Below are 25,772 nucleotides of genomic sequence, written 5' to 3'. Positions count from 1 at the left end.
GAGGAACCATGGAGAACACCCCGCCGAGAGAGCCGATCGACCCTCCTGCGCCGCCGCCCGCCGCGGTGGCGCAGGTCAACCCGGTGCAGCTACCGGAGTGGCTGCGGTCCGCGCAGACCGAGCACCAGCCCACCGGGTGGGACCGGGTCCGTTTCTTCTCGGCCCGGCACAACGGGGCGCTACTGCTCGGCCTCGGGCTGGTGCTGGCACTGCTGATGGTCGGCGGTGGCGTGGTGCTGGTCGGTCGGGTCGCCGATGGTGTCCGCGCGTCCGCCTCGGCGAGCCCCACACCGAGCCCCACCCCACCGCTGAGCAGGGTCGGCGAACCACGGGACCTGTTCGCCGGGTCGCCGGCGGCCGCCTTCGCGCCGGCCGAGGAGGCCGTGCGGATGCCGGCGGCCAAGGGCACCGGGCCGTTCACCGCGGCCCAGGTACGGACCGCGCTGGAGTCGGTGCGCAAGGCACTGATCGAGAGTCGGGTCGACGCCTCGATGTTCATGGGTGATCCGGAGCCGTTCCTCTCGCTGCTCGCCCCGGACGCCCGCGAACGGAGCCGGGGAGACTTCACCAACGGCAGCTTCCTGCGGTACGCCACGAGGATGGCGTCGCCGTCGGAGTGGGATTTCGGCGTCCGCGCCGATGGCCGGGTCAGTTACCGGGCCACCAGGCAGAACGACGTCCGGCTGTTGGAGGTGTCCACGGAGTTCGTCTGGGCGTACCCGTTCGACGTGGACCTGCGGGCGCCCGCCGGCGCGACAGTGGTGGCGCTGCGCGACCGGGTGGTGTGGCAGGTGCCTCACCCGGACGACGTGCCGGCCTCCGCCCGCGGCCTCTGGATCACCTCGGCGGAGGCCGTGACCTGGAACGCGGACTGCGCCCAACTCCGTGAGGGCTGGGTGCAGGAGCAGTTCTGGATGGCAGACGTGCACCGGGATCAGATACCCGCTGGCGACCCGGGCACGATCTTCGACCTTGACGCTCCCGCGCCGACCACCACGCGCTGCTGACCGGCGGGCCCGGCGACCCGGTCAGCGGACCGCGCCGGTGACCGCCCACCTGCCGTTGCGCAGTCGCAGCAGAAGGGCGACCAGCCGGATCACCACGAACACTGTGAGCCCGGCCCAGATGCCGCCCAGCCCCAGATCGAGCGCGTACGCCAGCCAGATGGCCGGCAGGAAGCCGCCGAGCGCCGCCACGATGGTGAGGTTGCGCAGGTAACGCACGTCGCCGGCGCCGATCAGCACACCGTCGAGGGCGAACACCACCCCGGCCAGCGGCAGCATGACGACGAACCACGGCCAGGCCACCATGGCCTGCTCGCGTACCCCCGCATCGGAGCTGAACCACGACGGAACGACGCCGGCGCCGGCGGCGACGAGCAGCGCGAAGCCCACGCCGCAGACGCCGCCGAGCAGCCCGATCCGGCGGGCGAGCGCCCGCGCACCGGCGTCGTCGCCGGCGCCGAGCGCGGCACCGACCAGGGACTGCGCGGCGATGGCGAGGGCGTCGAGCACCAGGGCAGTGAAGAACCAGAGTTGCAGGGCGATCTGGTGGGCGCCGACGGCGGCGGCGCCGAAGCGGGCGGCGACGGCGGTCGCGGACAGGAAGCTGGCCTGGAACGCCAGGCCACGGATCAGCAGGTCGCGGCTGAGCACCAGTTGCTGGCGGATCACGCGGGGTTGGGGCCGCAGTGACACCCGCTCGCCGACCAGGGCGGCGGCGAAGAGCACCCCGCAGAGCGTCTGCGCGACGACGTTCGCCACGGCCGAGCCGACCAGGCCCAGCCCGCCGGGGTAGACCAGCAGCGGGCAGAGCAGCGCGGAGAGCAGGTTGGGGCCGAGCACGAAGAACAGCGGGCGGCGAGTGTCCTGCACACCGCGCAGCCAGCCGTTGCCGGCCGCGGCGAGCAGCAGGCCGGGAGCGCCGAGGGCCGCGATCCGCAGCCACTGCGCGGCGGCGTCGGCCACCTCGCCAGCACCACCGGCGAGGGTACGCGCGAGCGCGCCGCCGCCGACCTGCATGCCGATCGCGATCAGCAGACCGACACCGAACGCCAACCAGGACGACTGGACGCCCTCGGCGACCGCGGCGGCCCGGTCACCCGCGCCGAAGCGGCGGGCCGCCCGGCCGGTGGTGCCGTAGGCGACAACTGTGCCCACCCAGGCGGTGAGCGTCATGACAGTGCCGCCGACGGCGAGCGCGGCGAGTGGCACCCGGCCGAGGTGACCGACCACTGCGGTGTCGACCAGCACGTAGAGCGGCTCGGCGGCGAGCACCACGAGGGCCGGCAGGGCGAGCGCGGCGATCCGCCGAGGCGAGGCGGGTCGGTGAGCGGTGGCGGCGTGGTTCATCGCCGCCGATCCTGGCATGGCTGCGGTAAGGAGCACAAGGCCGCCGGTGACTTACGGGCCGACCTCTCCACCGGCTCGGCGGAGGTCACCGAGAATCGAGGCCCTGATGCGCCACCTGTCGCCGGCATCCCGGTTTGCGGCGCTCACTACCCTGTCCGAGGCTCCCACGCGGGGGCACCACGACAGCGATAGGCCTAATTACTGTGAGCGACAGTTACCCTCCGCCCGACCCGAACGTCACCCCGTGGAGCGGCCCGCCGGCCCCACAGCAGGGCGGCTACCCGCCGTACGGACAGCCACCACCCCAGCCGTACTACGGCACACCACCGCCGCCGGACAAGTCGAACAAGGGCCTGATCATCGGGCTGGTCGCCGGCGCGGTGGTCGTCATACTCGCCATCTGCGGGGCCGGAATCGGCATCCTGCTCGCCTACGACGACGACGAGCCCGCACGAGACACGTCCTCCACCCCCACGCCGGGCACCGGCAGCACGCCGGGCACCGGGACCGTCCCCACCCCGGGGCAGGCGGATCCACCGAACAACAACGCGATGACCGCCCGTTACTCCAGCGACATGGCGAACGTCTGCGAAGGCAGCCCGATCCTGAACGCGGCGCCCTACAGCGGCCCGGCCGGCGCCAAGGCGTACACGTTCTCGAACAACCCCGACCGGCCGACGTCCTGGTCGTCGACGTACGTCCCCTCGGACAAGTCCTACTACGCCAAGGGCGCGGACTTCCAGAAGGTGTCGGTGGTCGGCTGCCTCTCGTTCGACGAGGGCAGCCAGGGCGCACCGAAGAAGTGTCAGTACAAGGACAAGGCGGAGAAGCAGGTCACCATCGACTACGTCTCGTCGCGCTACACCCTGACCTTCCATGCGGCGAGGACCGCCGAGAAGATCGGCGACGGCGGCACCGTGACCGCCCCGACGAACAGGTGCCCGAGTTTCATCTCGTACGACAGGAGCACCATGAGGGCGTACGCGACGCCGGACTCCGGCACCATCGAGGCGGCCCTGGACAGGTTCCTGTCCTGAGCGACCCGCCCACCACTGGTGGCCGGACGGTGACGCCGTCGGCGCGGCACGTCGACGGCGTCACCACCGGTCGAAATGAGTCACTGACGGGTGTCCATCGACGTCTGCAGCGCGCGGCGGGCCTGCTCGCGAGCGTCGTCGGTGGTGGTCTCGGGCTTGGGCTTGTTCGGCATGGTGGCGCTCCTCTTCCCAGGGCGTGAGCCGCCGACACGCGGCGGCCCTCACGGGCGGTCCTGCTGAGCGCCCCACGGCGGTCCGGGGTTACCGGAGCAGCCGACTGGGCAGCGTGAGCCCGGGTCGATCCGACCCTGGAGGGAGGCGGCACGGGGTGTGGCACCACCGCCCATGACCTGCACCGCCAGGCGGCACCGGCCTTCTCCCAAGTTATCGTTCAGGTCCACATACTGCTTACGGTTCCCGCCATCTGGACAGTCGGCATCCCGGCTCAGCGAGCCAGGAAGTGCCAGCCCAGCCACCACCAGAACCCGAACAGACCGATCCGGCCCACCGGCACCGAACCGACCTCGTAGCGCATCACGTACGCGCAGACCTCGCCCAGGGTGGGGATCCGCGACCCCTCCCGCCGAGCCATCCACTCGACCACCGCGAAGAGGACCACCGCGGCGAGGAAGCCGCCGATAGCGAGCGCGCGCATCATCGCCGCACCAGCCCCCAGAAGGCGGCCAACCAGGCGAACCAGGCTGCCGACCGGGTCAGTTGATCCTCCAGGAGAGGGTCGGCCAACCGGGAGAAGGTGGGAAAGTCATCGCCGGCAGCCAACACGAAGGTCACGCCTTCGAAGACCCCGAAGACGACCACCGGCACCGCCCACCAGGCCGCCCCCGCGCCCAGCCGGCGTGGCGCCGGCCGGCGGGGCACCCGGTTGCTCAGACCGAGCCAGATCAGCACCCCACCCGTCCCGAGGGTGAACAGATTCGCCTCGGTGGAGAAGGACGCGAACCGGCCACCGACGAGCGACAGGCAGACGAGGACGGGAACGGAGACGGCGGGCCGGTCCCAGGCGCGGGGGGCCTCCACGGTGAGGTCGTGCGGCTGCTCCATCCCGCAATTCTTCCCGGTATCACGGAACGCGGGAAGACCAACACTCCCCGGAGCTGACCCTGATCTTCGAGACCGACGGATCGATGACGACCGAAGGCCGGCGTCAGCCGACCAGCGCCGCGTCCAGCTGACCGCGGATCGACTCGATGACCTGCTCCACGGTGCCGCGACCGGTGAACCCGGCCGCGAACGTGTGCCCACCACCGCCCAGCGCCACAGCGACCCGACTGACGTCCACCGCGCCCTTGCTGCGCATCGACACCGCCCACTCGGCGGGCCTGGTCTGCTTCACCACACAGCTCACGTCCGCCTCGGCGGTGCAGCGCACGGAGTCGATAAGTGCCTCCAGCACGTACGGCCGCTGGTCGTGCCGGGCCAGGTCGTCGAGCGTGGCGAAGGTCCAGACCAGGCCCCGACCTCCGGCGGCGGCCGGCTCCAGTCGAGCCCGGCCGAGCACCTCACCGAAGAGGCGGACCGCGCCGAAGGGCCGGGTGTCGAAGACCCGCCGGGAGATGTCACCCGGCGAGATGCCGGTCGCCAGCAATCGGGCGGCCATCTGATGCACCGCCGGAGTGGTCGCCTCGAACCGGAACGAACCGGTATCCGTGGTCAACGCCACGTAGAGGCACTCGGCGATGGCCGGATCCACCACCACATCGAGCCGGGCCAGCAGCTGCTCGGCAACGACCGACGTGGCCGCCGCACCCGGGTCGACCAGGTTGACGGTGCCGAACCCGGGGTTGGAAGCGTGGTGGTCGAGCACCAGCGCCGCACCCGCCGACGACAACCGCCCGGCCAACTCGCCGAGACGCGACTCGCTCGCCGCGTCGAAGCAGATCACCAGATCGGGCGCCGGGTCGGCGGCGTCCGCCGGCACCAGCAGGTCCAGCCCCGGCAGCCCCCGGAACGGCTCCGGCACCTCCGGCGGCCCGGGAAATGTCGCCTGCACGTCGCGTACGCCGAACTGCCGCAGGCCCAGACCGAAGCCGAGCATGCTGCCCAGCGCGTCGCCGTCCGGGTTGATGTGGCAGATCAGCAGCACCCGGGCGGTCGTCGGGAGAGCCCGCACCAACGCCTCGGCCGCGGCCCAGTCCGCCTCGGCGGGGCCGAGCCCGGCTGCCCCGGCGAACGGGGCGCTGGCGGTGCTGGTCACCGCGTTTCCCCACCCCGCGGGGTCTCCTTGACGTCGGTGGCCTCGTCGGCCTCGTCCGTCTCGTCTGCCTCATCGGTCTCGTCGTCCACCCGGTACGGCTGGGCCTCGCCCGCGTACTTCGCCTGGGCGGCGAGCCGCTGCACCTCGGCGTCGGCGTTGCGGGCGGCGGCGAGCAGGTCGTCGATGTGCTTGACCTGGTCCTGCACGTCGTCGAGGACGAACGTGAGGGTCGGCGAGTGACGCAGCCCGAGGGCCTTGCCGACAGTGCTGCGCAGCAGCCCCTTGGCGCTCTCCAGCGCCGCCGCGGTGTCCGCCTGGGCCACCGAGTCACCGAGCACTGTGTAGAAGACCGTCGCGTCACGCAGGTCAGCGGTAATCCGGGCATCGGTGATGGTGATCATCCCGAGCCGCGGGTCCTTGATCTGGCTCCGCACCACCGACGCGACCAGCTCACGCACCCGTTCCGCGTGCCGGCGTACCTTGGCCGGATCAGACATCTCGCCACCTCCACGGCGTCCTGCTTCCGGTCGACCCGGCGGCCCTGAGGCCGCCGGCCGACCGGCCAACATCTCGAACATTACCTTCGGGGCCGCTCCGGTCGCCCGGCACAGCCGGCACCATGGTCAGTCGTCGTCCACGCCGTAGAGCCGGCGTCGGACGGACAGCAACTCGACCTCGGGGCGATTGGCCACCAGGCGCTCACAGGAGTCGAGCACCTCGCGGACGTGCGCCGTTTCGGCGGCCACCACGGCCACCGCCAGCTGCGCTCGACCATGCAGGTCGAGCGCACCCACCTCGGCGGCCGACACCTCGAAGCGGCGCAGCGCCGCCACGATCGGCCGTACATATGATCTCTTGGCTTTGAGCGACCGGGAGTCGCCCGGCAGCAGCAGGTCGAAGACCGCGGTTCCGGTGAACATCGCCCCGGACGATACCGCCAACCCGCCCCGCATGATCAAGGGGTTTACGCCGAGCGGCGTAAACCCCTTGATCAGCGTGTCACTGCCGGATCAGGCGCGAACCTTCTCCCGCATCTCGAAGGTCTCGATGACGTCGCCGACCTGGACGTTGTTGTAACCACCCAGGGTCAGACCACACTCGAAGCCCTCGCGGACCTCGGTTGCGTCGTCCTTGAACCGCTTGAGCGAGCTGATCGTGAGGTTGTCCGCCACGACCGCCCCGTCTCGCAGCAGGCGTGCCTTGGCGTTGCGCCGAAGGACACCGGACCGGACGATGCAACCGGAGATGTTGCCGATCTTGGACGAGCGGAAGACGTCGCGGATCTCCGCGCTGCCCAGCTCGACCTCCTCGTACTCCGGCTTGAGCAGGCCCTTGAGCGCTGCCTCGATCTCCTCGATGGCCTGGTAGATGACGGTGTAGTACCGGATCTCCACGCCCTCGCGGTCGGCCATCTCACGGACCTTGTTCGAGGCCCGCACGTTGAAGCCGATGATCGTGACCGGCTCGGACGAGGCACTTGCGAGCATGACGTTGCTCTCGGTGATCGCGCCCACACCCCGGTCGAGGACCTTGAGCTGAACCTCCTCGGGGATGTCGAGGTTGAACAGCGCGTCCTCGAGAGCCTCCACCGAACCGGAGACATCGCCCTTGAGGATGAGGTTGAGCGAGGTCTTCTCGCCCTCCTTGAGCTGCTCCATGAGCGTCTCGAGGGTGGCCCGACCACGGGAGTTGGCGAAGGACGCCGCCCGCCGCCGTGCCTGCCGCTGCTCGGCGATCTGCCGCACCGTGCGGTCGTCCGCCGCGGCGAGGAACGTGTCACCCGCGCCGGGAGGCGCGGTCAGACCCAGCACCATGACCGGACGCGCCGGCCCAGCCTCGGTGAGCTGGTTGCCGTTCTCGTCGAGCATGGCCCGGACCCGGCCGTGCGCCCCACCGGCGACGATCGAGTCGCCCGCCCGCAGGGTGCCCTTCTGCACCAGCACCGTCGCCACCGCACCGCGACCCTTGTCCAGGTGCGCCTCGATGGCCACACCCTGCGCCGGCCCGTCGATCGGAGCGGTCAGCTCCAGCGACGCGTCGGCGGTCAGCAGGACAGCCTCGAGCAGTTCCTCGATGCCGATGCCCGGCTTGGCTGCCACGTTGACGAACATGGTCTCGCCGCCGTACTCCTCGGCGACCAGGCCGTACTCGGTCAGCTGCTGGCGGACCTTGTCCGGGTTGGCGTCCGGCTTGTCGACCTTGTTGACCGCGACCACGATCGGCACGTCGGCCGCCTTGGCGTGGTTCAACGCCTCGATCGTCTGCGGCATCACACCGTCGTCGGCCGCGACGACCAGGATCACGATGTCCGTGACCTGGGCACCACGAGCACGCATGGCGGTGAACGCCTCGTGACCCGGGGTGTCGATGAAGGTGACGGCCCGGTCCTCGCCCTCGTGCGGGACGTGGACCTGGTAGGCACCGATGTGCTGGGTGATGCCACCCGCCTCACCGGCCACGACGTTCGCCTTACGGATGGCGTCGAGCAGCTTGGTCTTACCGTGGTCGACGTGACCCATGACGGTCACCACCGGCGCACGGCTGACCAGACGCTCCTCGGCCACCTCCGCGTCGAGGTCGATGTTGAACTGCGCGAGCAGCTCGCGGTCCTCGTCCTCCGGGCTGACGATCTGGATGTCGAAGCCCAGGTGCTCACCCAGCAGGTGCAGGGTGTCGTCAGAACAGGACTGGGTCGCGGTCACCATCTCGCCCAGGTTGAACATCTCCTGGACCAGCGAACCCGGGTTGGCGTTGATCTTGTCCGCGAAGTCGGACAGCGAGGCGCCACGAGAGAGCCGGACGATCTGACCCTGACCCCGGGGAGCACCCGAGCTCATGGTCGGAGCCGACAGGTTGTCGAACTCCTGTCTGCGCTGCTTCTTGGACTTGCGACCGCGCGTCGGCCGACCACCGGGACGCCCGAAGGCACCCGCGGCGCCGCCGCCACGGCCACGACCGCCCGCACCCGGACGACCGCCGCCACCGGCCGGACCACCCGGACGGAAACCGCCACCGGGAGCACCCGCACCGCCGCCGGGACCGCCACGGTAGCCACCGCCACCGCCGGCACCCGCGCCGCCACCAGGGCCGCCTCGGTAACCGCCACCGCCACCGGCGCCACCGCCGGGACCACCACGGAAGCCACCGCCGCCGCCACCGGGACGACCTGCGCCGCCACCGCCGGGACGACCGGCGCCGCCGGGACCGGGGCGACCGGCAGCCGGCCGCTGGCTCGGCATGGACGCCGGGCTGGGCCGCGGCGGCATGGAGTTCGGGCTCGGCCGCGGCGGCATGCCCGCCGGGCTGTTGGGCCGAGGGCCACCCGCACCGGCGGCCGGGGGCCGCTGCTGCTGGCCACCCTGGATGCCGAACGGGTTGTTACCGGCACCGCGCGCCGGCGGACGACCGCCCGGCCGGGCACCCGGACCGGGAGCCGGCGTGTTCGGACGCGCTGCCGGCGAACCGGGACGGGGCGGCATCGCCGCGGGACCCGGTCGAGGGCCGGGACGGTTGCCACCGTCTGCCGGAGGCTCCCGGCGAACGGGGTTGTCCCGCTGCTGCTGGCGGGCGGCCTGCGCGGCCTTGACCGCGGCCTCCTGCTCAGCCTTCAGCGCGGCGGCACGCGCCTCCGCGGCCGCCACCTCGATGTCGTGGGCACTCGCCGGCTTGGCGACCGGGGTCGCCGTCTGCGGTGCACCGGGAACCGGACCCTTGGGCTTCGGACCGGGTGCCGGCGCGGCCGGCCGCCGAGGCGGCATCGGCTTGGCCGAAACCCGGGGCGCGCCCGGGGCCGGGGTTGGCGTCGGGGTCGGGTTTGAAGCCGGCGTCGACGCGGGCGCCGACGGGGCGGCCGGAGCCGGGGCTCCGGCGGACGCGACGAATGCGTTACGCAGCCGCCGGGCGACGGGCGCCTCGACGGTGCTGGACGCGGACTTCACGAACTCGCCCATTTCCTTCAGCTTGGCGAGAACGGTCTTACTCTCGACCCCGAGCTCTTTTGCAAGCTCGTGTACGCGGGCCTTGCCTGCCACTGCACTCCTCACTCCGAGGTCGTGCGGGCAGCACCCGCAGCGACCTCACTCGTGCACTTGAAGCCTGGTCATTTCAGGGACTTCATCGTGTGCTCATGTCGGTCGTCCTACCCTGCTAGCGACCCTCGCCCGGTCGGGCTGACCGGACGTAGTGGTTGGCGCATCGACGTGTTCCGCCAGCGCACCGTGGTCGAGGACCTCGGTGCTGCGCAGCGCACGCCCGAAGGCGCGGCGCCGCACCGCCAGCGCGAAGCAGGCCGGATCCGGGTGCATGTTCGCTCCCCGACCCGGCAGCCTGCGGCGCGGATCAGGCCGGAGGCTGTGACCAGCCTCGTCCCTGACCGCGACGATCCGCAGCAATTCGCTGGCCGGCGCACGTTTCCGGCAACCCACACAGGTGCGCTCCGGTTGCGCGCGTCGTACCACTGGAGGAAGTCTACCCCTAGCTCCCCGAGATCGCGCCGCCCGGCTCCCGCACGTGATCAGTTACGCCACGAGCTGCCGGCGCGGTCTGCTCCGCATCGGAGCGAATGTCGATCCGCCAACCGGTCAATCGGGCAGCGAGTCGGGCATTCTGCCCCTCCCGACCGATCGCGAGCGAGAGCTGGAAGTCGGGAACTGTCACCCGGGCGGCCCGGTTGGCCAGGTCGACAACCTCGACCCGCAGCGCCTTGGCCGGCGACAAAGCGTTACCGACGAAGGTGGCCGGGTCGTCCGACCAGTCGATGATGTCGATCTTCTCACCGTGCAGCTCGCTCATCACGGCACGCACCCGCTGACCCATCGGGCCGATGCAGGCGCCCTTGGCGTTCACCCCGGGCACTGTGGAGCGGACGGCGATCTTCGTGCGATGGCCCGCCTCACGGGCGATCGCGCCGATCTCCACGGTGCCGTCGGCGATCTCCGGCACCTCCAGCGCGAAGAGCTTCTTGACCAGAGCCGGGTGCGACCGGGACAGCGTGATCTGCGGCCCGCGCATGCCCTTGGCCACGTGCACCACGACGCAGCGGACCCGCTCGCCGTGCGCGTACCGCTCGCCGGGCACCTGCTCGGACTGCGGCAGCACGCCCTCCAGCTTGCCCAGGTCGACGCTGACGATGCCCTTCTCGGTACGCGTCTCGTGCGCCTGCACCACGCCGGTGACCAGGTCACCCTCGCGGCCGACGTACTCACCGAAGTGCACCTCGTCGGTGGCCTCCCGCAACCGCTGGAGGATCACCTGCTTGGCGGTCATGGCGGCGATCCGGCCGAAGTCGTGCGGAGTGTCGTCCCACTCCCGCACCAGGCTGCCGTCGGCGTCCATCTCCTGCGCGTACACCAGGGCGGCGCCCGACCTGCGGTCGATCTCCACACGGGCGTGCGGTTCGGCACCGTCGGTGTGCCGGTAGGCGGTCAGCAACGCGGTCTCGATCGCCGCGAGAATCGTGTCGAACGGAATCTCCCGCTCGCGCTCGAGTGCGCGCAGCGCCGCGAGGTCGATGTTCACCTCTCCTCGTCCTCCACATCATCTTCGTCGTCGATGTCGTCTGAATCGTCGATCTCGTCGGAATCGTCCGTGTCGTCGAACTCGTCGTCCGGCTCACCGAGTTCGGCGAGCCGGGTGAATTCGACCTGCACGCGGCCGGGGCCCAGCTGGGCGTACGCCCAGGCGGCGCGGCCGTCGTCGGTCTCCAGGTGCACGCCCTCGTCGTCGGCCGCGACCACCCGGCCGGTCAGCTGACGGTCACCGGCGGGCTGCTCGCCCCGCTGGCCGGGCAGCGCGGCCGCGCCCCGGGCGGTGACCTTGACCAGTCGGCCCACGTTGCGCCGCCAGTGGCGGGGCAGGGTGAGCGGCCGGTCGACGCCGGGCGAGCTGACTTCCAGTTGGTACTCGCCGGCGACGATGTCGCCACCGGTCTCCTCCGCGGCGTCCAGCGCGGCCGAGACCGCACGGGAGACGTGCGCGACGGCGTCCAGGTCGATCCCGCCGTCGGTGTCCACCATCACCCGCACCACGTGCCGGCGGCCGGCCCGGGAAACCGACAGGTCCTCCAGGTCGTAGCCCTCGTCGTTGACCACCGGCTCGATCACGGCCCGCAGTCGGTCCCGCCGGGCGGCGAGGTCACCGCCGCGGGGGCCCGCAGCACCGCGGGGTTGACCCGTCGGCCTGGTGGCACGGCCACGCTGCGTCATCTCCGCACCCTCTCCCTGGTCGACGGGGCCGGTCGTCCCGCCATGCCGGCACGCCACCGGAGTGGACACGCCGGTGGTTGCGCAGAGCGTAACGCGCCTGCCCGGCGGCGGACCGGGCGGCGCACCGACGCCGGTGCCCCCCGGACCGGCACGGATGGTGTTGACTTGCCCGGTGGGGATCGGCAGAACGACACAGCGCGACCAAGCATCCGGACATTCCCGGCGAAAGCTCCTGAGCGCCGGGGTGCTGCTGGTGCTCGGCGGCGCCGTGACGCCGCTGACCGGCTGTGATCTTTTCGACCGCGACGACCAACCGGCCCCGCCGCCCGACCCGCTGCGGCCGATGGTGGACGAGTCACTCGCGCTGGCCGCCGCGTACCGGGCGAGCGCGACCGCCCATCCCGAACTCGCCGACCGGCTCAACCCGATCGCCGAGACGCACACCGCGCACGCCACCGAGCTGGCCCGGGTGATCGGTGTGACAGTGCCGTCGGCGGCCTCCGCCGCCCCGACCGCCGCCCCGGCCGCCGATCCGAGTGGCGCGCGCGCCGCTCTGCGGGCGCTGGAGAAGACCGCTCAGCAGTCCGCCACCGCCGCCTGCGCCGCGGCGCCCGCCGAGCGGGCGGCGCTACTCGGGTCGATCGTCGCCGCTCGGGCAACGCACCAGGAGGCACTGAAGTGAGGCAGCCGTCCGCCGGGGAGGCACTCGCCGCCGCCCTGTCCGCCGAGTACGCGGCCATCTACGCCTACGGACGGATCGGTGTCCGGCTCAGCGAGGCGGCGCGGGACGCGGCACGCCAGGCGGAGGCCGCGCACCGACGCCGGCGCGACGCGCTGGTGGTGCAGCTCACCACGGCCGGCGGCGTCGTCCCACCGGACCGCGCCGGATACGCCCTGCCGTTCCCGGTCACCGATCGGGCCAGCGCTCTGCGGCTCGCCGCCGAGGTGGAGGAGCGCACGGCCGCGCACTGGCGAGCCGCCCTGGCGTCCACAACCGGCGCCGACCGGGACCAGGCGCTGGCCGCCCTCGTCGAGTACGCGGTGCGGGCCACCAGGTGGCGGAAGACCGCCGGGCAGACCCCGCTGACTGTCCCGTTTCCCGGTCGACCCACCTGAACCCGGTCCACTCCGGTTGCGGTGCGCATACCAGGTATGCATACTCCGTTGCCATGTCCATCCGTCACGGGTTGCTCGCCCTGCTCGAACGCGGCCAGATGTACGGCTACCAGCTGCGCGCCGCGTTCGAGGAGTCGACCGGCTCGACCTGGCCACTGAACATCGGGCAGGTCTACACCACGCTGTCCCGGCTGGAACGGGACGGTCTGGTGCGCCCGCTGCCGGAGAGCGAGGCCGGGCAGCGCCCGTACGAGATCACCGACGCCGGCCGGGCGGACCTGGCGCTGTGGTTCGCCACCCCGATCAGCCGTAACGACCGACCCCGCGACGAGCTGGCGATCAAGTTGGCGCTGGCGCTGACCACCCCCGGGGTCGACGTGCGGTCGGTGGTGCAGGCCCAACGCAGCGCGACGATGCGGGCCCTTCAGGAGTTGACCCGGTTGAAGTACGGCAGCAACCGGCCGGAGGACCTTCCCTGGCGCCTCGTACTGGACTCGATGGTGTTCCAGGCCGAGGCCGAGGTGCGCTGGCTGGACCACTGCGAGACCAGTCTGGTCCGGCACCAACCCAGCGGCCCGGCGCCTCCCGCTCCCCGACCCGATGACGCTGACGTGCGGGACGCGGCTCGATGGGCCGGCGAGGAGGCAAGACGGTGAGCGGATCGGACGACGCGGTGCTGGAGCTACGCGCCGTCCACCGCACCCACGGCACCGGGCCGGCGGCGGTGCACGCGCTGCGCGGCGTCAGCCTGGTCGTCCGGCCCGGCGAGTTGGTCGCCGTGATGGGGCCGTCCGGCTCCGGCAAATCGACACTGCTGGCTCTCGCCGGTGGGTTGGACCGCCCCACCGGCGGCGAGGTCCGGGTCGAGGGGCAACCGCTGGGGGCACTGGACCGCCGCGGGCTGGCCCAGTTGCGCCGCCGTCGGATCGGCTACATCTTCCAGCAGCTCAACCTGCTGGGCAGTCTGAGCGCACTGGAGAACGTGGCGCTCCCGTTGGAACTCGACGGGACCAGCGGACGTCGGGCCCGTGCACTGGCCATGGCCGCCCTCACCGAGGTGGGCCTGCCCGCGATGGGCGACCGTTTCCCGGACCAGCTCTCCGGCGGGCAGCAGCAGCGGGTGGCGATCGCCCGCGCGCTGGTGGGCGAACGCCGGCTGGTCCTCGCCGACGAGCCCACCGGGGCGTTGGACTCCCAGACCGGTGAGGCGGTGCTGCACCTGCTGCGCCGCCGGATCGACGCGGGCGCCGCCGGAGTGCTGGTGACCCACGAGGCGCGGCACGCCGGCTGGGCCGACCGGGTGGTGTTCCTCCGCGACGGCGTGCTGGTCGACACGACGGCACCGCTGGGCAGTGTCGAGCAACTGCTGTCCGGCAGCGACCGGTGACCATCCGCCGTCCGACGCGGTCCCCCGCTCGGGCCGACACCGCGACGCCGCGGCCGGTCGCGCCACCCACCCCGGTCGGCCGGCGACGGTTCGCCGAGCTGACCGGCTCCTGGCGGGCGGCGCTGCGGATCGCCCGCCGGGAGTCACGTCGGTCCCGGCGGCGGACCGTCCTGGTGCTCGCGATGATCGCCATGCCGGTGGCGGCGCTGGCCTTCCTGGCGGCGAGTTACGACATGGCCGAGCTGACCCCACAGGAGCGCGTCGACCGCCGGCTCGGCGTGGCCGACGCGCAGTTGCAGTGGATCGCCAACGCCCCGGTGGGGCAGGACGAGTGGGGTGAGGGCTGGTACACCCGCGACGGTGAACTCCCCGCGAAGGTCACCGCGGCCCAGCTGACCGCACTGCTCGGGCCGGGCAGCCGGGTCACCGAGGTGCGTCCGCACGTCCCGCTGACCCTGCGGGGCCCGCGCCGCGACGAGGTGGTGAACGGCCGGGTGCTGGACCTCACCGATCCGCTGGCCCGTGGGCTGGTGCGGTTCCGGGCCGGCCGGGCGCCGCAGCAGCCCGGTGAGGTAGCTGTCAGTCCGAGGGCGCTGCGTCGTCTGGACCTGCGCCTCGGCCACGCCGTGGCCGCCGCCGACGGCAGCAGGGCGTACACAGTGGTGGGGGTTGTCGAGTTTCCCGACGACCTCGGACCGGTGGTGGCGCTGCACCCGGGGGCCGCGCCATCGACCGGTCCGGACCCGGACGGAGTCTGGCTGGCGGACGTGCCGGGCACCGTCGACGCGGCGCTGGTGTCCCGGCTCAACGACCGTGGGGTGGTGGTCACCGCGCGACACCGGACCGGCGCGGTGACCGGAGCGGACCGGACGTGGCTCGGTTCGATCATGGGGGACAACCCGAACGACCTGAGCACCGGCGTCCTGATCGCCGGCCTCGGGCTGCTGGAGGTCGTCCTGCTGGTCGGGCCGGCCTTCGCCGTCGGCGTCCGTCGCCGCCGACGGGACCTGGCGCTGGTAGCTGTGGCGGGCGGGGACGCCGCCCAGCTTCGCCGGGTCGTGCTGGCCGACGGTGTGGTGCTGGGTGTGCTGGGGGCCGCCGCCGGCCTGCTGGTCGGCGTCGGCGCGGCGTTCGCCGGTCGCCCGCTGATGGAGCAGTACGTCTTCACCGCCCGTTTCGGCGGCTACCGCTGCTGGCCGAGCGCGCTGGTCCTGCTCGGTGGCGTCGCTGTGCTGGCCGGGGTGCTCGCCGCGCTGGCACCGGCCTGGACCGCCGCCCGGCAGGACGTCAGCGCCGGGCTCGCCGGACGGCGCACCCCGGCGAAATCCCCGGGCCGGTGGTTGGCGCTCGGACTGGCGCTGGTGGTCGGCGGTGCGGGGCTGGCGGCGTTCGGGGCCACCCGGACTTCCCCGGCGGTGGTTCTCACCGGGCTGATCCTCGGCGAGTTGGGCCTGGTCTGCTGCACGCCCACGCTGCTCGGGGTGCTCGCCCGCCTCGGCCGGGTGTTGCCGCTGGCACCACGGATCGCGTTGCGCGACGCCAGCCGCAACCGGGCCGCCGCGGCACCGGCCATCTGCGCCGTGATGGCCGCCGTCGCCAGCAGCGTCGCCCTCGGCGGATACCTGGCCAGCGACGGCGCCCGCGACGCGCGCGCCTACCGGCCGGCTCTGCCGACCGGCCACGTCATGGTCAGCCCGGTCGGATCGGCCGGGCAGCCAACGCTGGCCCAGATCACCGACGCGGCCCGGAATCAGCTCGGGGTCGGCGCGGTCGCCCCGGTGCACACACCGAGCTGCGGGACGGGGCGCACCGGCTACTGCGACATCGCACCAGTGCTCCCGCTGACCCGGGCCTGCCCCTGGCAGCCCGGCGTTCAACTCCCCGCCGCGCAGCGCCAGCAGGCCCGCGCCGATCCCCGCTGCCAGATTCGCGAGGCGGACTACTTCGGCGGCTACGTGGAAGCCGGAGTCGACGACGGGACCGCACTCCCCCTGCTCACCGGCGTGGACCCGGCGACGACCGCCGCCGCCACGGCCGTGCTGCGCGCCGGTGGCGTGGTGGTGACCGACCCTCGCTACCTGCACGACGGCCTGGTGACCGTCCGGGTCACCGAGGTCGAGGCCGGGCCGAACACGCCGGCCACCGCCCACGACCTTCCGGGGTACGCGCTGCCGCGGGCGACCGGCCAGTCCCGTCTGCTGCTGTCCGCCGCCGCCGCCCGGCAACTCGGCCTGCGCTGGTCTCAGACCGGCTGGGTGATCGGCACCACGACCCCGCCCGACGAGGAGCAACAGGCACGGTTCGCTGCCGTCCTGCGGCCATTCGGGACGCTCGCGCTGAGCGTGGAGAACGGCGGCGCCCCGCGCGACATCTCACCGTTGCTCCTGCTGCTCGCGGCGGCGGCCGGGCTGATCACCGTGGGGGCAGCCGGGATCGCCACAGCGCTCGCCGCCGCCGAGGGACGTGCCGAGCTGACCACCCTCGCGGCTGTCGGCGCGGCCCCGGCGGTACGCCGGCTGCTGGCGATCTGCCAGGCCGGGGTCATCGCCGGTCTCGGCTCGGTGCTGGGCATCGTGGCCGGCCTCGGCACCGCCGCGATCGTGCTGGTCTCGGTGAACCGGCAGTACGCCAGTGACTGGCCGGCGACAGACCCGTACCCGTTTCTGGTGCCGTGGCCCGCGCTCGGGGTCCTGGTGCTGGTGCCGGTGGTGGCGATGCTCGGGGCGGGCCTGTTCACCAGGGCCCGGCTGCCGATCGAACGGCAACTGGACTGACCGATCCGCCGGGCGACCGAAAGGGGGACCGCGCGGGGGTGCCGCCGGGGCCGGGCAGCCGGCAGACTGATCGGCGTGTCAGTGCTGGGAAGAGTCACCCGTCGGCTGGGTCATCATCGTTGGTTCGGCAAGGCGGCGCGTCTGCTGGTTCCCGCCGATCGGGTGGTCGGCCGCCTCACCCGGGGCCGGGTGGTCGCGCTGGGCCTGATCCCGTCCCTGGTGATCACCACGACCGGCCGCCGTTCGGGTAAGCCCCGCAGCAATCCGCTGGTCTTCGTGCCGGACGGCGACGCGTTCGTGGTGATCGGCTCCAACTGGGGGCAGACCCAGCACCCCGGTTGGGCGATGAACCTGCTCGCCGATCCCGCCGCCGAGGTGGACGTGAAGGGGCGGCGGGTCACGGTGCGGGCCGAGCGGGCGTCCGGCGCCGAACGGGAGCGGTTGTGGCAGTTGCTGGTCACCGAGTGGCCCGCGTACCGCACGTACCGACGGCGGTTCCCGGCCGATGCGCTCGCGATCGCGGTGCACGGGCCGTTGGCGCACGGTGACGACGACGGCGGCGGGGACCGCGAGGCGGGAATGCTGGTGGTCACCTATCGGCCCGGTACGGGCCCGCCGCCGGCGACCCGGCGGGTGGACGGGGTGCTCGTCGACCTGACAGTGGCCGCCGCCGAGGACTACCTGGCCCAGGCCCGGGTGCTCTCCCCGCTCTGGCCACTGACCGCCGACCGGTACGTCACCACGCAGGCGTTGCACGATCCGACGGGCTGGTTGCGGACGCTGCGCGACGAGCATCTCGGCCGACTGGCTCGGGCCCGACCGGCGGAGTTCAGCACCGCGGCCCGACAGGCGTGGTACCGGGGCAGCGCGGCGCACTCCCGGGCGGCCCGGCTCGCCGAGTGGTACGAGACCGATCAGGCTCTGCTGATGCTGGGTGAGGCCCGGCTGGCGGCGGCCACGGTGACCGGTCTGCTGAGTCGCACCTACTTCCGTGACCCGGGGGACGCGGTGTCGCGCACCGGGTTGGCCGGGGCGGACATGACCGAGGTGGGTGTGGTGCTGGCCCGGCAGGCCGAGGAGTTGGCCGCCCGTGGTCGCGCTGTCGACGGCACGATCGACGAGCTGCTCAGCAGCTGAGGCGCGTCACAGCCCGCCCGGCACGCCGATCAGCGAGCCGATCAGGTAGGTGGCGCCGGCCGCCGCGGCGCCCAGCACCAGCTGGCGCAGCCCGCTGGTCCACCAGGGACGCTTGGTGAAGCGGGCCACCACGGCACCGGCGGCGAACAGCCCGAGCCCGCCGACGGCGAGCGCCAGCCACAGCTCGGTGGCACCGAGCAGGTACGGCAGCAGCGGCACCAGCGCGCCGACCGAGAAGAACAGGAACGACGAGATCGCGGCGGCCCACGGGCTGGGCTGGTCGTCGGGGTCGACGCCCAACTCCTCGCGGACGTGCACCCGCAGCGCCTCCTCCGGGTCGCGCCGCACCGCCTCGGCGACCTGGGTGGCGAGGTCCCGGGGCAGACCCCGGGCCACCCACGCGTCGGCCAACTCCCGGGCCTCCGCCTCGGGGTGCCGTTCCAGTTCCCGCCGCTCCTTGGCGACCTCGGCGGCGACCTGCTCGTTGGCGGAGCGCACGCTGGTGTACTCGCCGAGCCCCATCGAGATCGCACCGGCGACGAGGCCGGCGCTGCCGGTGAGCACGATGCTGCGCGGCGACACCCCGCCACCGCCGACGCCGGCGATCAGGGCGATGTTGGTGACCAGGCCGTCCATCGCGCCGAAGACGGCCGGGCGGAGCCAGCCGCCGGAGACGTCAGCGTGGTGCGCCTCGCGCAGCGCCGCTGGGGTGTCGGTCACGGCGCGTGCCCTTCGTTCGCGACTGCGGGACTCCGCTTCGCTGCGTTCCTCGCGCTCACGATGCCTGCCCTTTGTTCGCGACTGCGGGACTCCGCTTCGCTGCGTTCCTCGCGCTCACGGAAGGGTCAGGATCTCGTGGCCGTCGTCGGTCACCACGATGGTGTGCTCGAACTGCGCCGTCCACTTCCGGTCCTTGGTGACCACTGTCCACCCGTCGTCCCACATGTCGTACTGGTAGGTGCCGAGGGTGATCATCGGCTCGATGGTGAACGTCATGCCCGGCTCCATGATGTCCGTGGGGCGCGGGCTGTCGTAGTGCGGCACGTAGAGGCCGCTGTGGAAGGTCTCGCCGATGCCGTGGCCGGTGAAGTCGCGGACCACGCCGTAACCGAACCGCTTGGCGTACGACTCGATGACGCGGCCCACAACGTTGATCTGGCGACCCGGGGCGACGGCGCGGATGCCGCGCATCATCGCCTCGTGGGTCCGCTCGACCAGCAGCCGAGCCTCTTCGCTGACCTCGCCGACGCAGAAGGTCGCGTCGGTGTCACCGTGCACCCCACCGATGTACGCGGTCACGTCGACGTTGATGATGTCGCCGTCATGGAGGACCGTGGTGTCCGGGATGCCGTGGCAGATGACCTCGTTGAGGCTGGTGCAGCAGGACTTCGGGAAGCCCTTGTAGCCCAGCGTCGACGGGTACGCGCCGTGGTCGCAGAGGAACTCGTGCACCACCTTGTCGATCTCGTCGGTGGTCACGCCGGGCTTGCAGTGCTCGCCGGCGAGCTGGGTCGCCTGGGCGGCGAGCCGGCTGGCGATCCGCATCTTCTCGATGGTCTCCGGCGTCTGCACGTGCGAGCCGCGCCACTCCTGCGGGCGCGCCTTGCCCACGTACTCCGGTCGGGCGATCTGGGACGGCACCGGTCGCATCGGGGAGAGCGTGCCTGGTGTCAGCGGCGGACGGACGGTCATGCCGCAAGCCTATCGCCGGGGTCGCTGGTGACCCGCGCCACGGCCGCCCGGTGGAGGTTGTTGCCCTGCCAGGGCGGCTGTGCCATGGTGTCAGCGTGGATCAAGGGGGAGCACCGCCCGTCTTCTCCGCCAGCGCCGAGATCGACGGTGACCACCTCCACGTCGTGGTGGCCGGCGAGGTGGACATGGCGACCGCGGACACGATGCTCCAGACGGCGCTGCGCGAGCCCGCCGGGCAGATCACTCTCGACCTGAGTGCTGTCACCTTCTTCGACTCGGCCGCCATCCACGCCCTGGTCCGACTCGCCCAGCAGTTTCCGGGGCGGCTCACCGTTCGTCCGTCCCGGCAGGTCCGTCGGGTGCTGGAGATCTCCGGCCTCGGCGAGCAGGGCTGGCTCGACCCGGCCTAGGGACGGCGGCCGCCGGGCGCGCGGTCAGTCCTGCAACTGCCGGCGCAGCGTCACCTCGGTGCCCTCAGCGGTACGCCGTACCGACAGCTCGCCCAGCGCTCTGATCAGGTCCAGGCCCCGGCCCCGGAAGCCGGAGCCGGTCGACTCCCGCCACTGCCCGCTGTCGCGCACGGTGGCCGTCACCGTCCGATCCTCGATGGCCACCTCCACACTGATCATGGCCTCGGCTGGGTGGACCGGGTGCTCGATGGCGTTGGCGGCGGCCTCGGAGACGGCGACTGTCAGGTCGAACAGGTCGGTCTCGCCGACGGAGTGCGCGACCAGGAAGTCCTCCAGCCGCTTCCGCAGCACGCTGAGCCGGGTCGGGTCCGCCGGTAGCCGCAGCGCGAAGCGGTTCAGCTCCGCCGCCTCCAGGGCGAGGACCGCCACGTCGTCGCGGCGCGGCCGTCCGGTGACCCGCTCGACGACCGCGTCGATCAGGTCCACCACGTGCTCGCTCGGAGTGGCCGCATCGACGCGGAGCTGGGCCAGTGCGGCATCGATGCCGAGCTGACGGTCCTCGATCAGCCCGTCGGTGTAGAGCAGCAGTCGAGCGCCAGCCGGCAACTCGCCCTCGACCGACTCGTACGTCGCTCCGGGGAGGGCGCCGACCGGTGGACCGAGCGCACGGTCGTGCAGGAACGCCACGTCGCCTCCGTTGATCAACAGTGGGGACGGGTGACCGGCGCTCGCGTACCGCAGCCGACCGGTGCGGGGGTTGAACAGCAGGCAGACCACTGTCGCGAAGGAGCGGCCCTCGGTGGAGCCGACCAGCCGGTTGAGCCGGGTCAGCGACTCACCCGGATCGAAGCCCTCCAGCACGTACGCCCGCAGCGCGTTGCGCAGTTGCCCCATCGCTGCGGCGGCCCGGACGCCCTTACCGACCACGTCGCCGATGACCAGCACCAGCTCGTCACCGTTCAGCGCGATCGCGTCGTACCAGTCGCCTCCGACCTCGACGTCGGCGCTGCCGGGCAGGTATCGGCTGGCCACCACCGCGCCGGGCAGTTGGGGCAGTGAGCGGGGCAGCAGGCTGTGCTGGAGGGTGGTGGCGATGCGGTGTTCGGCCTCGTAGAGCTGGGCGTTCTCCAGTCGCACCCCGACGAGCCGGGCCAGCTGGGTCAGCGCGGCGTCGTCGGTCTGCGCCTCGTCGCCATCGGCCCGCCAGACCTGCAGGTCACCGAGCTGCTTGCCGGTGGTGCCGGTCAGCTCCGCCACGAAGGACGGGTCGGCGGCCGTGGTGCCGCCGCCGTCCGCCTCGAAGCGCGCCTCGGCCGCGGTGACCACCACCCGGGCCGCCTCGGCGAGGCTCAAGGCGTGCCGGGCGGCGACCTGGAGCACGTCCGCTGTGGATCGGGCGGTGTTCACCGCCACCGCCGCGTCGGCCAGCGCGCGGAGCCGGCGGATGATCTGCCCACGCAGCTGGCCCAGCTCGACGTTGGCCCGCACCCGGGCGATCAGCTCCTGCGCGGAGAACGGCTTGGTGAGGTAGTCGTCGGCGCCGACGGCGAGACCGGCGACGGCCTCCGCGGAGCCGGCGCGGGCGGAGAGCAGCACGATCGGCACATGCCGGGTACGCGGGTCCGAGCGCAGCGCGCTCACCAGCCCGAACCCGTCCAGCCGGGGCATCATCACGTCGGTGAGCACCAGGTCGAACCCGCCCTCGCGGGCCAGCGGCAGGGCATCGAGCCCGTCGTTCGCGGTGACCACGTCCCAGGTCGGGGAGAGCAGCCGACTGACGTGCTCCTGCAGGTCGGCGTTGTCGTCGACGACCAGGATCCGGCCGGCCGAGGTGCCCTTCGCCGGCTGACTGTCGAGTTCGGGTGTCGCCGCGACACCGGCCCACAGCGCGGTCTCCGCCGCGAAGAGCCGGGCCTGCTCGGGCTCACCGACGGGCAGCGGGTCGAACGCCGCCACCCGGTCCGCCGGAAGGTGCGCCGAGCCGAACGGCACTGTCACCGTGAAGGTGCTGCCCCCGTCGACCTGGCTGGTCAGCCCGACCTCACCGCCGTGCATCTCGACCAGTTCCCGGACCAGCGCGAGGCCGATGCCGGTGCCTTCGTGGGTGCGGGCCCGCACCCCGGGCACCCGGTGGAACCGTTCGAAGACGTGCGGCAGCTCGTCCGGCACGATGCCGACGCCGGTGTCCGTGACCTCCAGCCGGGCCGCACCCTCGACGGCCCGGATCCGCACCCGGATCTCGCCGTCGAAGGTGAACTTGAGAGCGTTCGACACCAGGTTGAGGACGATCTTCTCCCACATGTCCCGATCGACGAAGACCGGCGTCGGCAGCGGCGGGCAGTCCACCACCAGTCGCAACCCGGCCCGGTCGGTGGCCGAGCGGAAGGTGCTGGCCAGCCGGGCGGTGTAACCGGCGAGGTCGGTGGGCTGGTAGCGGGCGGCGAGCCGACCGGACTCCAGTCGGGAGAAGTCCAGCACGGTGTTGACCAGCTTGAGCAGGCGCAGCGCGTTGCGGTGCATCATGGTGAGCCGGTCGGTCTCGGTGGCGGGCAGCTCCGGGTCGGCCAGCATGTCCTCAAGTGGGCCGAGCACCAGGGTCAGCGGGGTCCGGAACTCGTGGCTGACGTTGGCGAAGAAGTTGGTCTTCGCCCGGTCCAGCGCGGCCAGCTCGGCGGCGCGGGCCCGTTCCTGCTCGTACGCCCGCTGGGTGCCGACTGCCCGGGAGATCTGGGCGGCGACCAGGCCGAGGAAGTCGCGGTAGTCGTCGCTGAGCGGCAGCTGACGGGCCACGCCGACGACCAGCGCGCCGACCGTCTGGTTGGTCGCCGTGAGCGGCAGGACGAGCGCCTGGTCGGCGGCGTCGACCGGCAACGCGTCGAGCAGAGCGGTCACCTCGATCGTGGCGGGCGCGCCGTCGGCGGTCAGCCGGGCCGACAACTGCGCTGTGACTTCGACGGCGGGCGGGGTGGTGCCGGTGCAACCGGCCAGGGTGAGCTGGTCGTTGTCGTCGGCCAGATAGATCAGGGCGAACGGCACGTCCGGCCGGTGCCGCCCGAGCACCCCGGCGGCGGTCCGGCCGAGTTCCATGGCGCCGCCGATGTCGCTCAACTCGGCGCCCAGCTCGGACAACGCGCGCAGCCGACGCTCGCCGAGCACCCGCCCGGTGGTCTCGCTGACGATGCAGTAGACGCCACTGACCGAGCCGTCGTCACCGCGGATCGGGTCGTACGAGACGTTGAAGTAGGTCTGCTCGACAAAGCCGTAACGGTCCAGCAGGAAGGGATGGTCCTCGCCCCGGTAGGAGCGGCCGGCGCTCCGGACGTCGTCGAGCAGCGGACCGAGCACCGCCCAGGTCTCCGCCCAGTTCAAGCGGGCCGGCTGGCCGATCACGTCCGGGTGTTTGCCACCGATGGTCGGCCGGTAGGCGTCGTTGTAGAAGGCCAACTGCTCGTCGCCCCAGAACATGACGATCGGCGCACTGGAGGCGAGCATCATCCCGACCGCGTTGGAGAGCGCCGTCGGCCACTGACCGGGCTCACCCAGCGGGCCGGAGGACCAGTCGAAGGAGGCCAGACGCCCGCCCATCTCGCCGCCGGCCGCGAAAGCGGCCGCCAGCATCGGTGGGGTCTCGCGGCCGGACAGGGCGGGATGCCCGATGTCCGCGCCCCCCTGGGCCGAGCTCATGCAGCCTCCGCTCCGGCCGTACCCCTCGACCGTTGATCTTCACCCCGCCGTGCTCCGACTTGTACCCCAGCGGACCAGCAACGTAACGCATCACGAGCGATGGACGCTGGTTACGTACGCCGGAGCCGTCGGGCACCGGACAGTGCGGGTGGACGGCGGCGTCGAACGGCGGTGGCGGGAACGCTCTGACGAGTCAGAAGACCGGCAGTCCGTCGATGCTTGCCGCGTTCTTGGTGGCCCGGTAGACGACCAGATCATCGGCGCTGCGACGGGAGTGTGAGGTGAGTAACAGTTCGCGTTCGGCCCGGAAGTCCATCAGTGGCACCGCGTATCCGCAGGAGTCACTGACCCGCTCCACGTCGACAGTGATGACCGCCCGGACGGCGTGCACGTCCGGCGGCGCGGGAAACTCGGCGAGCCGATCGGCGAAGGCGTCCTCGGTCACCGCGACGCTGCTGCCCCGACCATGCAACCGGAGGATCTTCGGCGGGCCGTCGAAGGCACAGAACATCAGCGTGATCCGGCCGTTGTCCCGCAGGTGGGCGATGGTCTCCGCACCGGAGCCGTGATAGTCGAGGTAGGCCACCCGGTGCGGGCCGAGGATCACGAACGTGCCCCGCATGCCCTTCGGTGACACATTGACGTGCCCCTCGACCCCGGACGGGGCGGTCGCCACGAAGAAGAGCGGCTGAGCCACTATGAAGTCACGCAGTCGACCATCGATCTCCGGATAAACCTTGCCCATGCGTCGATCCTCCCACCAGCGCCATCGACGGGCAGGGGCGATCTCAGTCACATCCGCCGGCCGGCCGCCCGCACCAACGCCGTGATCGGGCGGGGATCCGACTCGTTCTCCGGATGCCACTGCACCCCGAGCACGAACGGCAGGGCCGGGTCCTCCACCGCCTCGACCACGCCGTCCCCCGCCCAACCGGTCACCGTGAGTCGGCCCGAATCGGCGACCGCCTGGTGGTGGTACGAGTTGACCTGGTCGACCCCGGGCAGCACCGAGGCGGCCAGGCTCCCCGGCGCGAACCGCACTGCGTGCGCCCCGTACACGCCGGGCGCCGGGCGGTGCGCCTCGTGACCCACCACGTCGGGCAGGTGCTGGTGCAGGGCGCCGCCGTACGCGACAGCGAGCAACTGCATCCCCCGACACACGCCCAGCACCGGCAGTTCGGCGGCGAGCGCGGCGCCCAGCAGTGTCAGCTCGCCGGCGTCCCGGTCCGGCCGGTCCTCGGTACGCGGGTCGGGCGGCTGGCCGTACCGCCCCGGGCCGACGTCCGCGCCACCGGCCAACAGCAACCCGTCGAGAACGGCCACCACGTCCGCGTCCACGTCGTCCGGCGGCAACACCACCGCCCGTCCACCCGCGGCCGCCACCGCCCGCGAGTACGCCTCCGGCACCAGCACCGCCCGCACACCCCGCCAGGCAGCCCAGTCGGCGGGTTCGACGTATGCGCTGATCCCGATCAGCGGCCGCCTCATAGGGCTGGCCCGGTTCGCGACTGCGGGGCTCGCAAACCCGGCTCACTCCTCGCGCTCACAGAGGGGTGACGTAGGCGCCAGTGATCCCGCCGTCGACCACGAACTGCGCGGCGGTCATGAACGAGGCGTCGTCGCTGGCCAGGAACGCCACGGCGGCGGCGATCTCCTCCGGTTGCCCGAAGCGACCCATCGGCACGTGCACCAACCCTACGCAGGCCCCCCCCCGTGCCGAGCGGGAAACACCCCTCCGCCACGAGGGGCGACCCCGGGCGGGGCCG

General features: G+C 72.4%; 23 protein-coding genes and 2 pseudogenes. 9 read left to right on the top strand and 16 right to left on the bottom strand.

The window, feature by feature from the left end:
- Window positions 1-8 precede the first annotated feature (8 nt).
- The gene (locus NIE79_RS32550; RefSeq protein WP_238682206.1) at window positions 9-1,007 is read left to right on the top strand and encodes a hypothetical protein; all 999 of its coding nucleotides are present in this window, start codon (window positions 9-11) and stop codon (window positions 1,005-1,007) included.
- Between the two features lie 21 nt (window positions 1,008-1,028).
- Here NIE79_RS32550 and NIE79_RS32545 read toward each other — a convergent pair whose 3' ends face one another.
- Window positions 1,029-2,351, bottom strand: coding sequence for an MATE family efflux transporter (locus NIE79_RS32545; RefSeq protein WP_238682205.1), 1,323 nt, complete (start codon window positions 2,349-2,351; stop codon window positions 1,029-1,031).
- Window positions 2,352-2,554: 203 nt separating this feature from the next.
- Here NIE79_RS32545 and NIE79_RS32540 point away from each other — a divergent pair, with 203 nt between their 5' ends.
- A complete protein-coding gene (locus NIE79_RS32540; protein ID WP_238682204.1) occupies window positions 2,555-3,388 on the top strand; it encodes a hypothetical protein in 834 nt (277 codons plus the stop codon).
- 445 nt (window positions 3,389-3,833) lie between these two features.
- On the opposite strand, the gene NIE79_RS32535 is transcribed toward NIE79_RS32540, so the two are convergent.
- The 9 genes from NIE79_RS32535 to rimP all read right to left on the bottom strand — a co-directional run bounded on the left by NIE79_RS32535 (window position 3,834) and on the right by rimP (window position 11,806).
- Window positions 3,834-4,043: a DUF6186 family protein gene (locus NIE79_RS32535; RefSeq protein ID WP_238682203.1), complete on the bottom strand. Its 210-nt coding sequence runs from the start codon at window positions 4,041-4,043 to the stop codon at window positions 3,834-3,836.
- Window positions 4,043-4,450: a hypothetical protein gene (locus NIE79_RS32530; RefSeq protein WP_210784728.1), complete on the bottom strand. Its 408-nt coding sequence runs from the start codon at window positions 4,448-4,450 to the stop codon at window positions 4,043-4,045. The genes NIE79_RS32535 and NIE79_RS32530 overlap by 1 nt, the downstream gene beginning before the upstream one ends.
- Window positions 4,451-4,553: 103 nt before the next feature.
- Complete coding sequence (locus tag NIE79_RS32525) at window positions 4,554-5,603, bottom strand: DHH family phosphoesterase (protein ID WP_238682202.1); 1,050 nt, start codon at window positions 5,601-5,603, stop codon at window positions 4,554-4,556.
- The gene (gene rbfA, locus NIE79_RS32520; protein WP_112624086.1) at window positions 5,600-6,100 is read right to left on the bottom strand and encodes a 30S ribosome-binding factor RbfA; all 501 of its coding nucleotides are present in this window, start codon (window positions 6,098-6,100) and stop codon (window positions 5,600-5,602) included. Before rbfA ends, NIE79_RS32525 begins: the two co-directional genes overlap by 4 nt.
- A gap of 126 nt (window positions 6,101-6,226) precedes the next feature.
- Window positions 6,227-6,523 (bottom strand): DUF503 domain-containing protein, encoded by a 297-nt coding sequence (locus tag NIE79_RS32515; RefSeq protein WP_091400377.1) that lies wholly within the window; start codon window positions 6,521-6,523, stop codon window positions 6,227-6,229.
- 90 nt (window positions 6,524-6,613) lie between these two features.
- Window positions 6,614-9,634: a translation initiation factor IF-2 gene (gene infB / locus NIE79_RS32510; protein WP_238682201.1), complete on the bottom strand. Its 3,021-nt coding sequence runs from the start codon at window positions 9,632-9,634 to the stop codon at window positions 6,614-6,616.
- 93 nt (window positions 9,635-9,727) lie between these two features.
- Complete coding sequence (locus NIE79_RS32505) at window positions 9,728-10,060, bottom strand: YlxR family protein (protein WP_238682200.1); 333 nt, start codon at window positions 10,058-10,060, stop codon at window positions 9,728-9,730.
- 16 nt (window positions 10,061-10,076) lie between these two features.
- Window positions 10,077-11,120, bottom strand: a complete 1,044-nt coding sequence (gene nusA / locus NIE79_RS32500) for a transcription termination factor NusA (protein ID WP_238682199.1) — start codon at window positions 11,118-11,120, stop codon at window positions 10,077-10,079.
- Complete coding sequence (gene rimP / locus NIE79_RS32495) at window positions 11,117-11,806, bottom strand: ribosome maturation factor RimP (RefSeq protein WP_238682198.1); 690 nt, start codon at window positions 11,804-11,806, stop codon at window positions 11,117-11,119. The genes nusA and rimP overlap by 4 nt, the downstream gene beginning before the upstream one ends.
- Before the next feature lie 154 nt (window positions 11,807-11,960).
- Here rimP and NIE79_RS32490 point away from each other — a divergent pair, with 154 nt between their 5' ends.
- The 6 genes and pseudogenes from NIE79_RS32490 to NIE79_RS34255 form a co-directional block, all read left to right on the top strand.
- A complete protein-coding gene (locus NIE79_RS32490; protein WP_238682197.1) occupies window positions 11,961-12,488 on the top strand; it encodes a hypothetical protein in 528 nt (175 codons plus the stop codon).
- A complete protein-coding gene (locus NIE79_RS32485) occupies window positions 12,485-12,922 on the top strand; it encodes a ferritin-like domain-containing protein (RefSeq protein WP_238682196.1) in 438 nt (145 codons plus the stop codon). The genes NIE79_RS32490 and NIE79_RS32485 overlap by 4 nt, the downstream gene beginning before the upstream one ends.
- A gap of 53 nt (window positions 12,923-12,975) precedes the next feature.
- Window positions 12,976-13,578, top strand: a complete 603-nt coding sequence (locus NIE79_RS32480) for a PadR family transcriptional regulator (protein WP_238682195.1) — start codon at window positions 12,976-12,978, stop codon at window positions 13,576-13,578.
- Complete coding sequence (locus NIE79_RS32475; protein WP_372471934.1) at window positions 13,575-14,309, top strand: ABC transporter ATP-binding protein; 735 nt, start codon at window positions 13,575-13,577, stop codon at window positions 14,307-14,309. The genes NIE79_RS32480 and NIE79_RS32475 overlap by 4 nt, the downstream gene beginning before the upstream one ends.
- Window positions 14,306-17,083 (top strand): FtsX-like permease family protein, encoded by a 2,778-nt coding sequence (locus NIE79_RS32470; RefSeq protein WP_238682194.1) that lies wholly within the window; start codon window positions 14,306-14,308, stop codon window positions 17,081-17,083. The genes NIE79_RS32475 and NIE79_RS32470 overlap by 4 nt, the downstream gene beginning before the upstream one ends.
- Window positions 17,084-17,158: 75 nt before the next feature.
- Window positions 17,159-17,578 (top strand): annotated as a pseudogene (locus tag NIE79_RS34255) (nitroreductase/quinone reductase family protein); the annotation flags it as partial.
- A 648-nt stretch (window positions 17,579-18,226) separates the two neighbouring features.
- On the opposite strand, the gene NIE79_RS32460 reads toward NIE79_RS34255, so the two are convergent.
- Both NIE79_RS32460 and map read right to left on the bottom strand, forming a co-directional pair.
- The gene (locus tag NIE79_RS32460) at window positions 18,227-18,940 is read right to left on the bottom strand and encodes a VIT1/CCC1 transporter family protein (RefSeq protein ID WP_238682193.1); all 714 of its coding nucleotides are present in this window, start codon (window positions 18,938-18,940) and stop codon (window positions 18,227-18,229) included.
- A 114-nt stretch (window positions 18,941-19,054) separates the two neighbouring features.
- Window positions 19,055-19,912: a type I methionyl aminopeptidase gene (map, locus tag NIE79_RS32455; RefSeq protein ID WP_238682192.1), complete on the bottom strand. Its 858-nt coding sequence runs from the start codon at window positions 19,910-19,912 to the stop codon at window positions 19,055-19,057.
- A gap of 95 nt (window positions 19,913-20,007) precedes the next feature.
- On the opposite strand from map, the gene NIE79_RS32450 reads away from it, so the two are divergent.
- On the top strand, window positions 20,008-20,322 hold the full coding sequence (locus NIE79_RS32450) for an STAS domain-containing protein (RefSeq protein WP_238682191.1): 315 nt from the start codon (window positions 20,008-20,010) through the stop codon (window positions 20,320-20,322).
- Window positions 20,323-20,346: 24 nt separating this feature from the next.
- On the opposite strand, the gene NIE79_RS32445 is transcribed toward NIE79_RS32450, so the two are convergent.
- The 4 genes and pseudogenes from NIE79_RS32445 to NIE79_RS32430 all read right to left on the bottom strand — a co-directional run.
- Window positions 20,347-24,006: a SpoIIE family protein phosphatase gene (locus tag NIE79_RS32445; RefSeq protein ID WP_238682190.1), complete on the bottom strand. Its 3,660-nt coding sequence runs from the start codon at window positions 24,004-24,006 to the stop codon at window positions 20,347-20,349.
- A 193-nt stretch (window positions 24,007-24,199) separates the two neighbouring features.
- Window positions 24,200-24,751, bottom strand: coding sequence for a pyridoxamine 5'-phosphate oxidase family protein (locus tag NIE79_RS32440; RefSeq protein WP_238682189.1), 552 nt, complete (start codon window positions 24,749-24,751; stop codon window positions 24,200-24,202).
- Between the two features lie 47 nt (window positions 24,752-24,798).
- Entirely contained in the window at window positions 24,799-25,494 is a 696-nt protein-coding gene (locus NIE79_RS32435; RefSeq protein ID WP_238682188.1) for a gamma-glutamyl-gamma-aminobutyrate hydrolase family protein, read from the bottom strand.
- Between the two features lie 55 nt (window positions 25,495-25,549).
- Window positions 25,550-25,699 (bottom strand): annotated as a pseudogene (locus NIE79_RS32430) (SDR family oxidoreductase); the annotation flags it as partial.
- Window positions 25,700-25,772: the final 73 nt, after the last annotated feature.

This window comes from Micromonospora trifolii, from assembly GCF_022229005.1.
Lineage (GTDB): Bacteria > Actinomycetota > Actinomycetes > Mycobacteriales > Micromonosporaceae > Micromonospora > Micromonospora trifolii.
Note: the sequence above shows the minus strand (reverse complement) of the source record. Positions and strands in the feature narration are given on the sequence as shown.

Excerpts from the sequence above, each read along its gene's own strand:
- rbfA (WP_112624086.1), bottom strand. The coding sequence starts at position 6,100 with ATGTCTGATCCGGCCAAGGTACGCCGGCACGCGGAACGGGTGCGTGAG.
- NIE79_RS32445 (WP_238682190.1), bottom strand. The coding sequence starts at position 24,006 with ATGAGCTCGGCCCAGGGGGGCGCGGACATCGGGCATCCCGCCCTGTCC.
- NIE79_RS32550 (WP_238682206.1), top strand. The coding sequence starts at position 9 with ATGGAGAACACCCCGCCGAGAGAGCCGATCGACCCTCCTGCGCCGCCG.
- NIE79_RS32435 (WP_238682188.1), bottom strand. The coding sequence starts at position 25,494 with ATGAGGCGGCCGCTGATCGGGATCAGCGCATACGTCGAACCCGCCGAC.
- rimP (WP_238682198.1), bottom strand. The coding sequence starts at position 11,806 with ATGACGCAGCGTGGCCGTGCCACCAGGCCGACGGGTCAACCCCGCGGT.
- NIE79_RS32490 (WP_238682197.1), top strand. The coding sequence starts at position 11,961 with ATGGTGTTGACTTGCCCGGTGGGGATCGGCAGAACGACACAGCGCGAC.
- NIE79_RS32480 (WP_238682195.1), top strand. The coding sequence starts at position 12,976 with ATGTCCATCCGTCACGGGTTGCTCGCCCTGCTCGAACGCGGCCAGATG.
- map (WP_238682192.1), bottom strand. The coding sequence starts at position 19,912 with ATGACCGTCCGTCCGCCGCTGACACCAGGCACGCTCTCCCCGATGCGA.
- NIE79_RS32535 (WP_238682203.1), bottom strand. The coding sequence starts at position 4,043 with ATGCGCGCGCTCGCTATCGGCGGCTTCCTCGCCGCGGTGGTCCTCTTC.
- NIE79_RS32530 (WP_210784728.1), bottom strand. The coding sequence starts at position 4,450 with ATGGAGCAGCCGCACGACCTCACCGTGGAGGCCCCCCGCGCCTGGGAC.
- NIE79_RS32545 (WP_238682205.1), bottom strand. The coding sequence starts at position 2,351 with ATGAACCACGCCGCCACCGCTCACCGACCCGCCTCGCCTCGGCGGATC.
- NIE79_RS32440 (WP_238682189.1), bottom strand. The coding sequence starts at position 24,751 with ATGGGCAAGGTTTATCCGGAGATCGATGGTCGACTGCGTGACTTCATA.
- NIE79_RS32515 (WP_091400377.1), bottom strand. The coding sequence starts at position 6,523 with ATGTTCACCGGAACCGCGGTCTTCGACCTGCTGCTGCCGGGCGACTCC.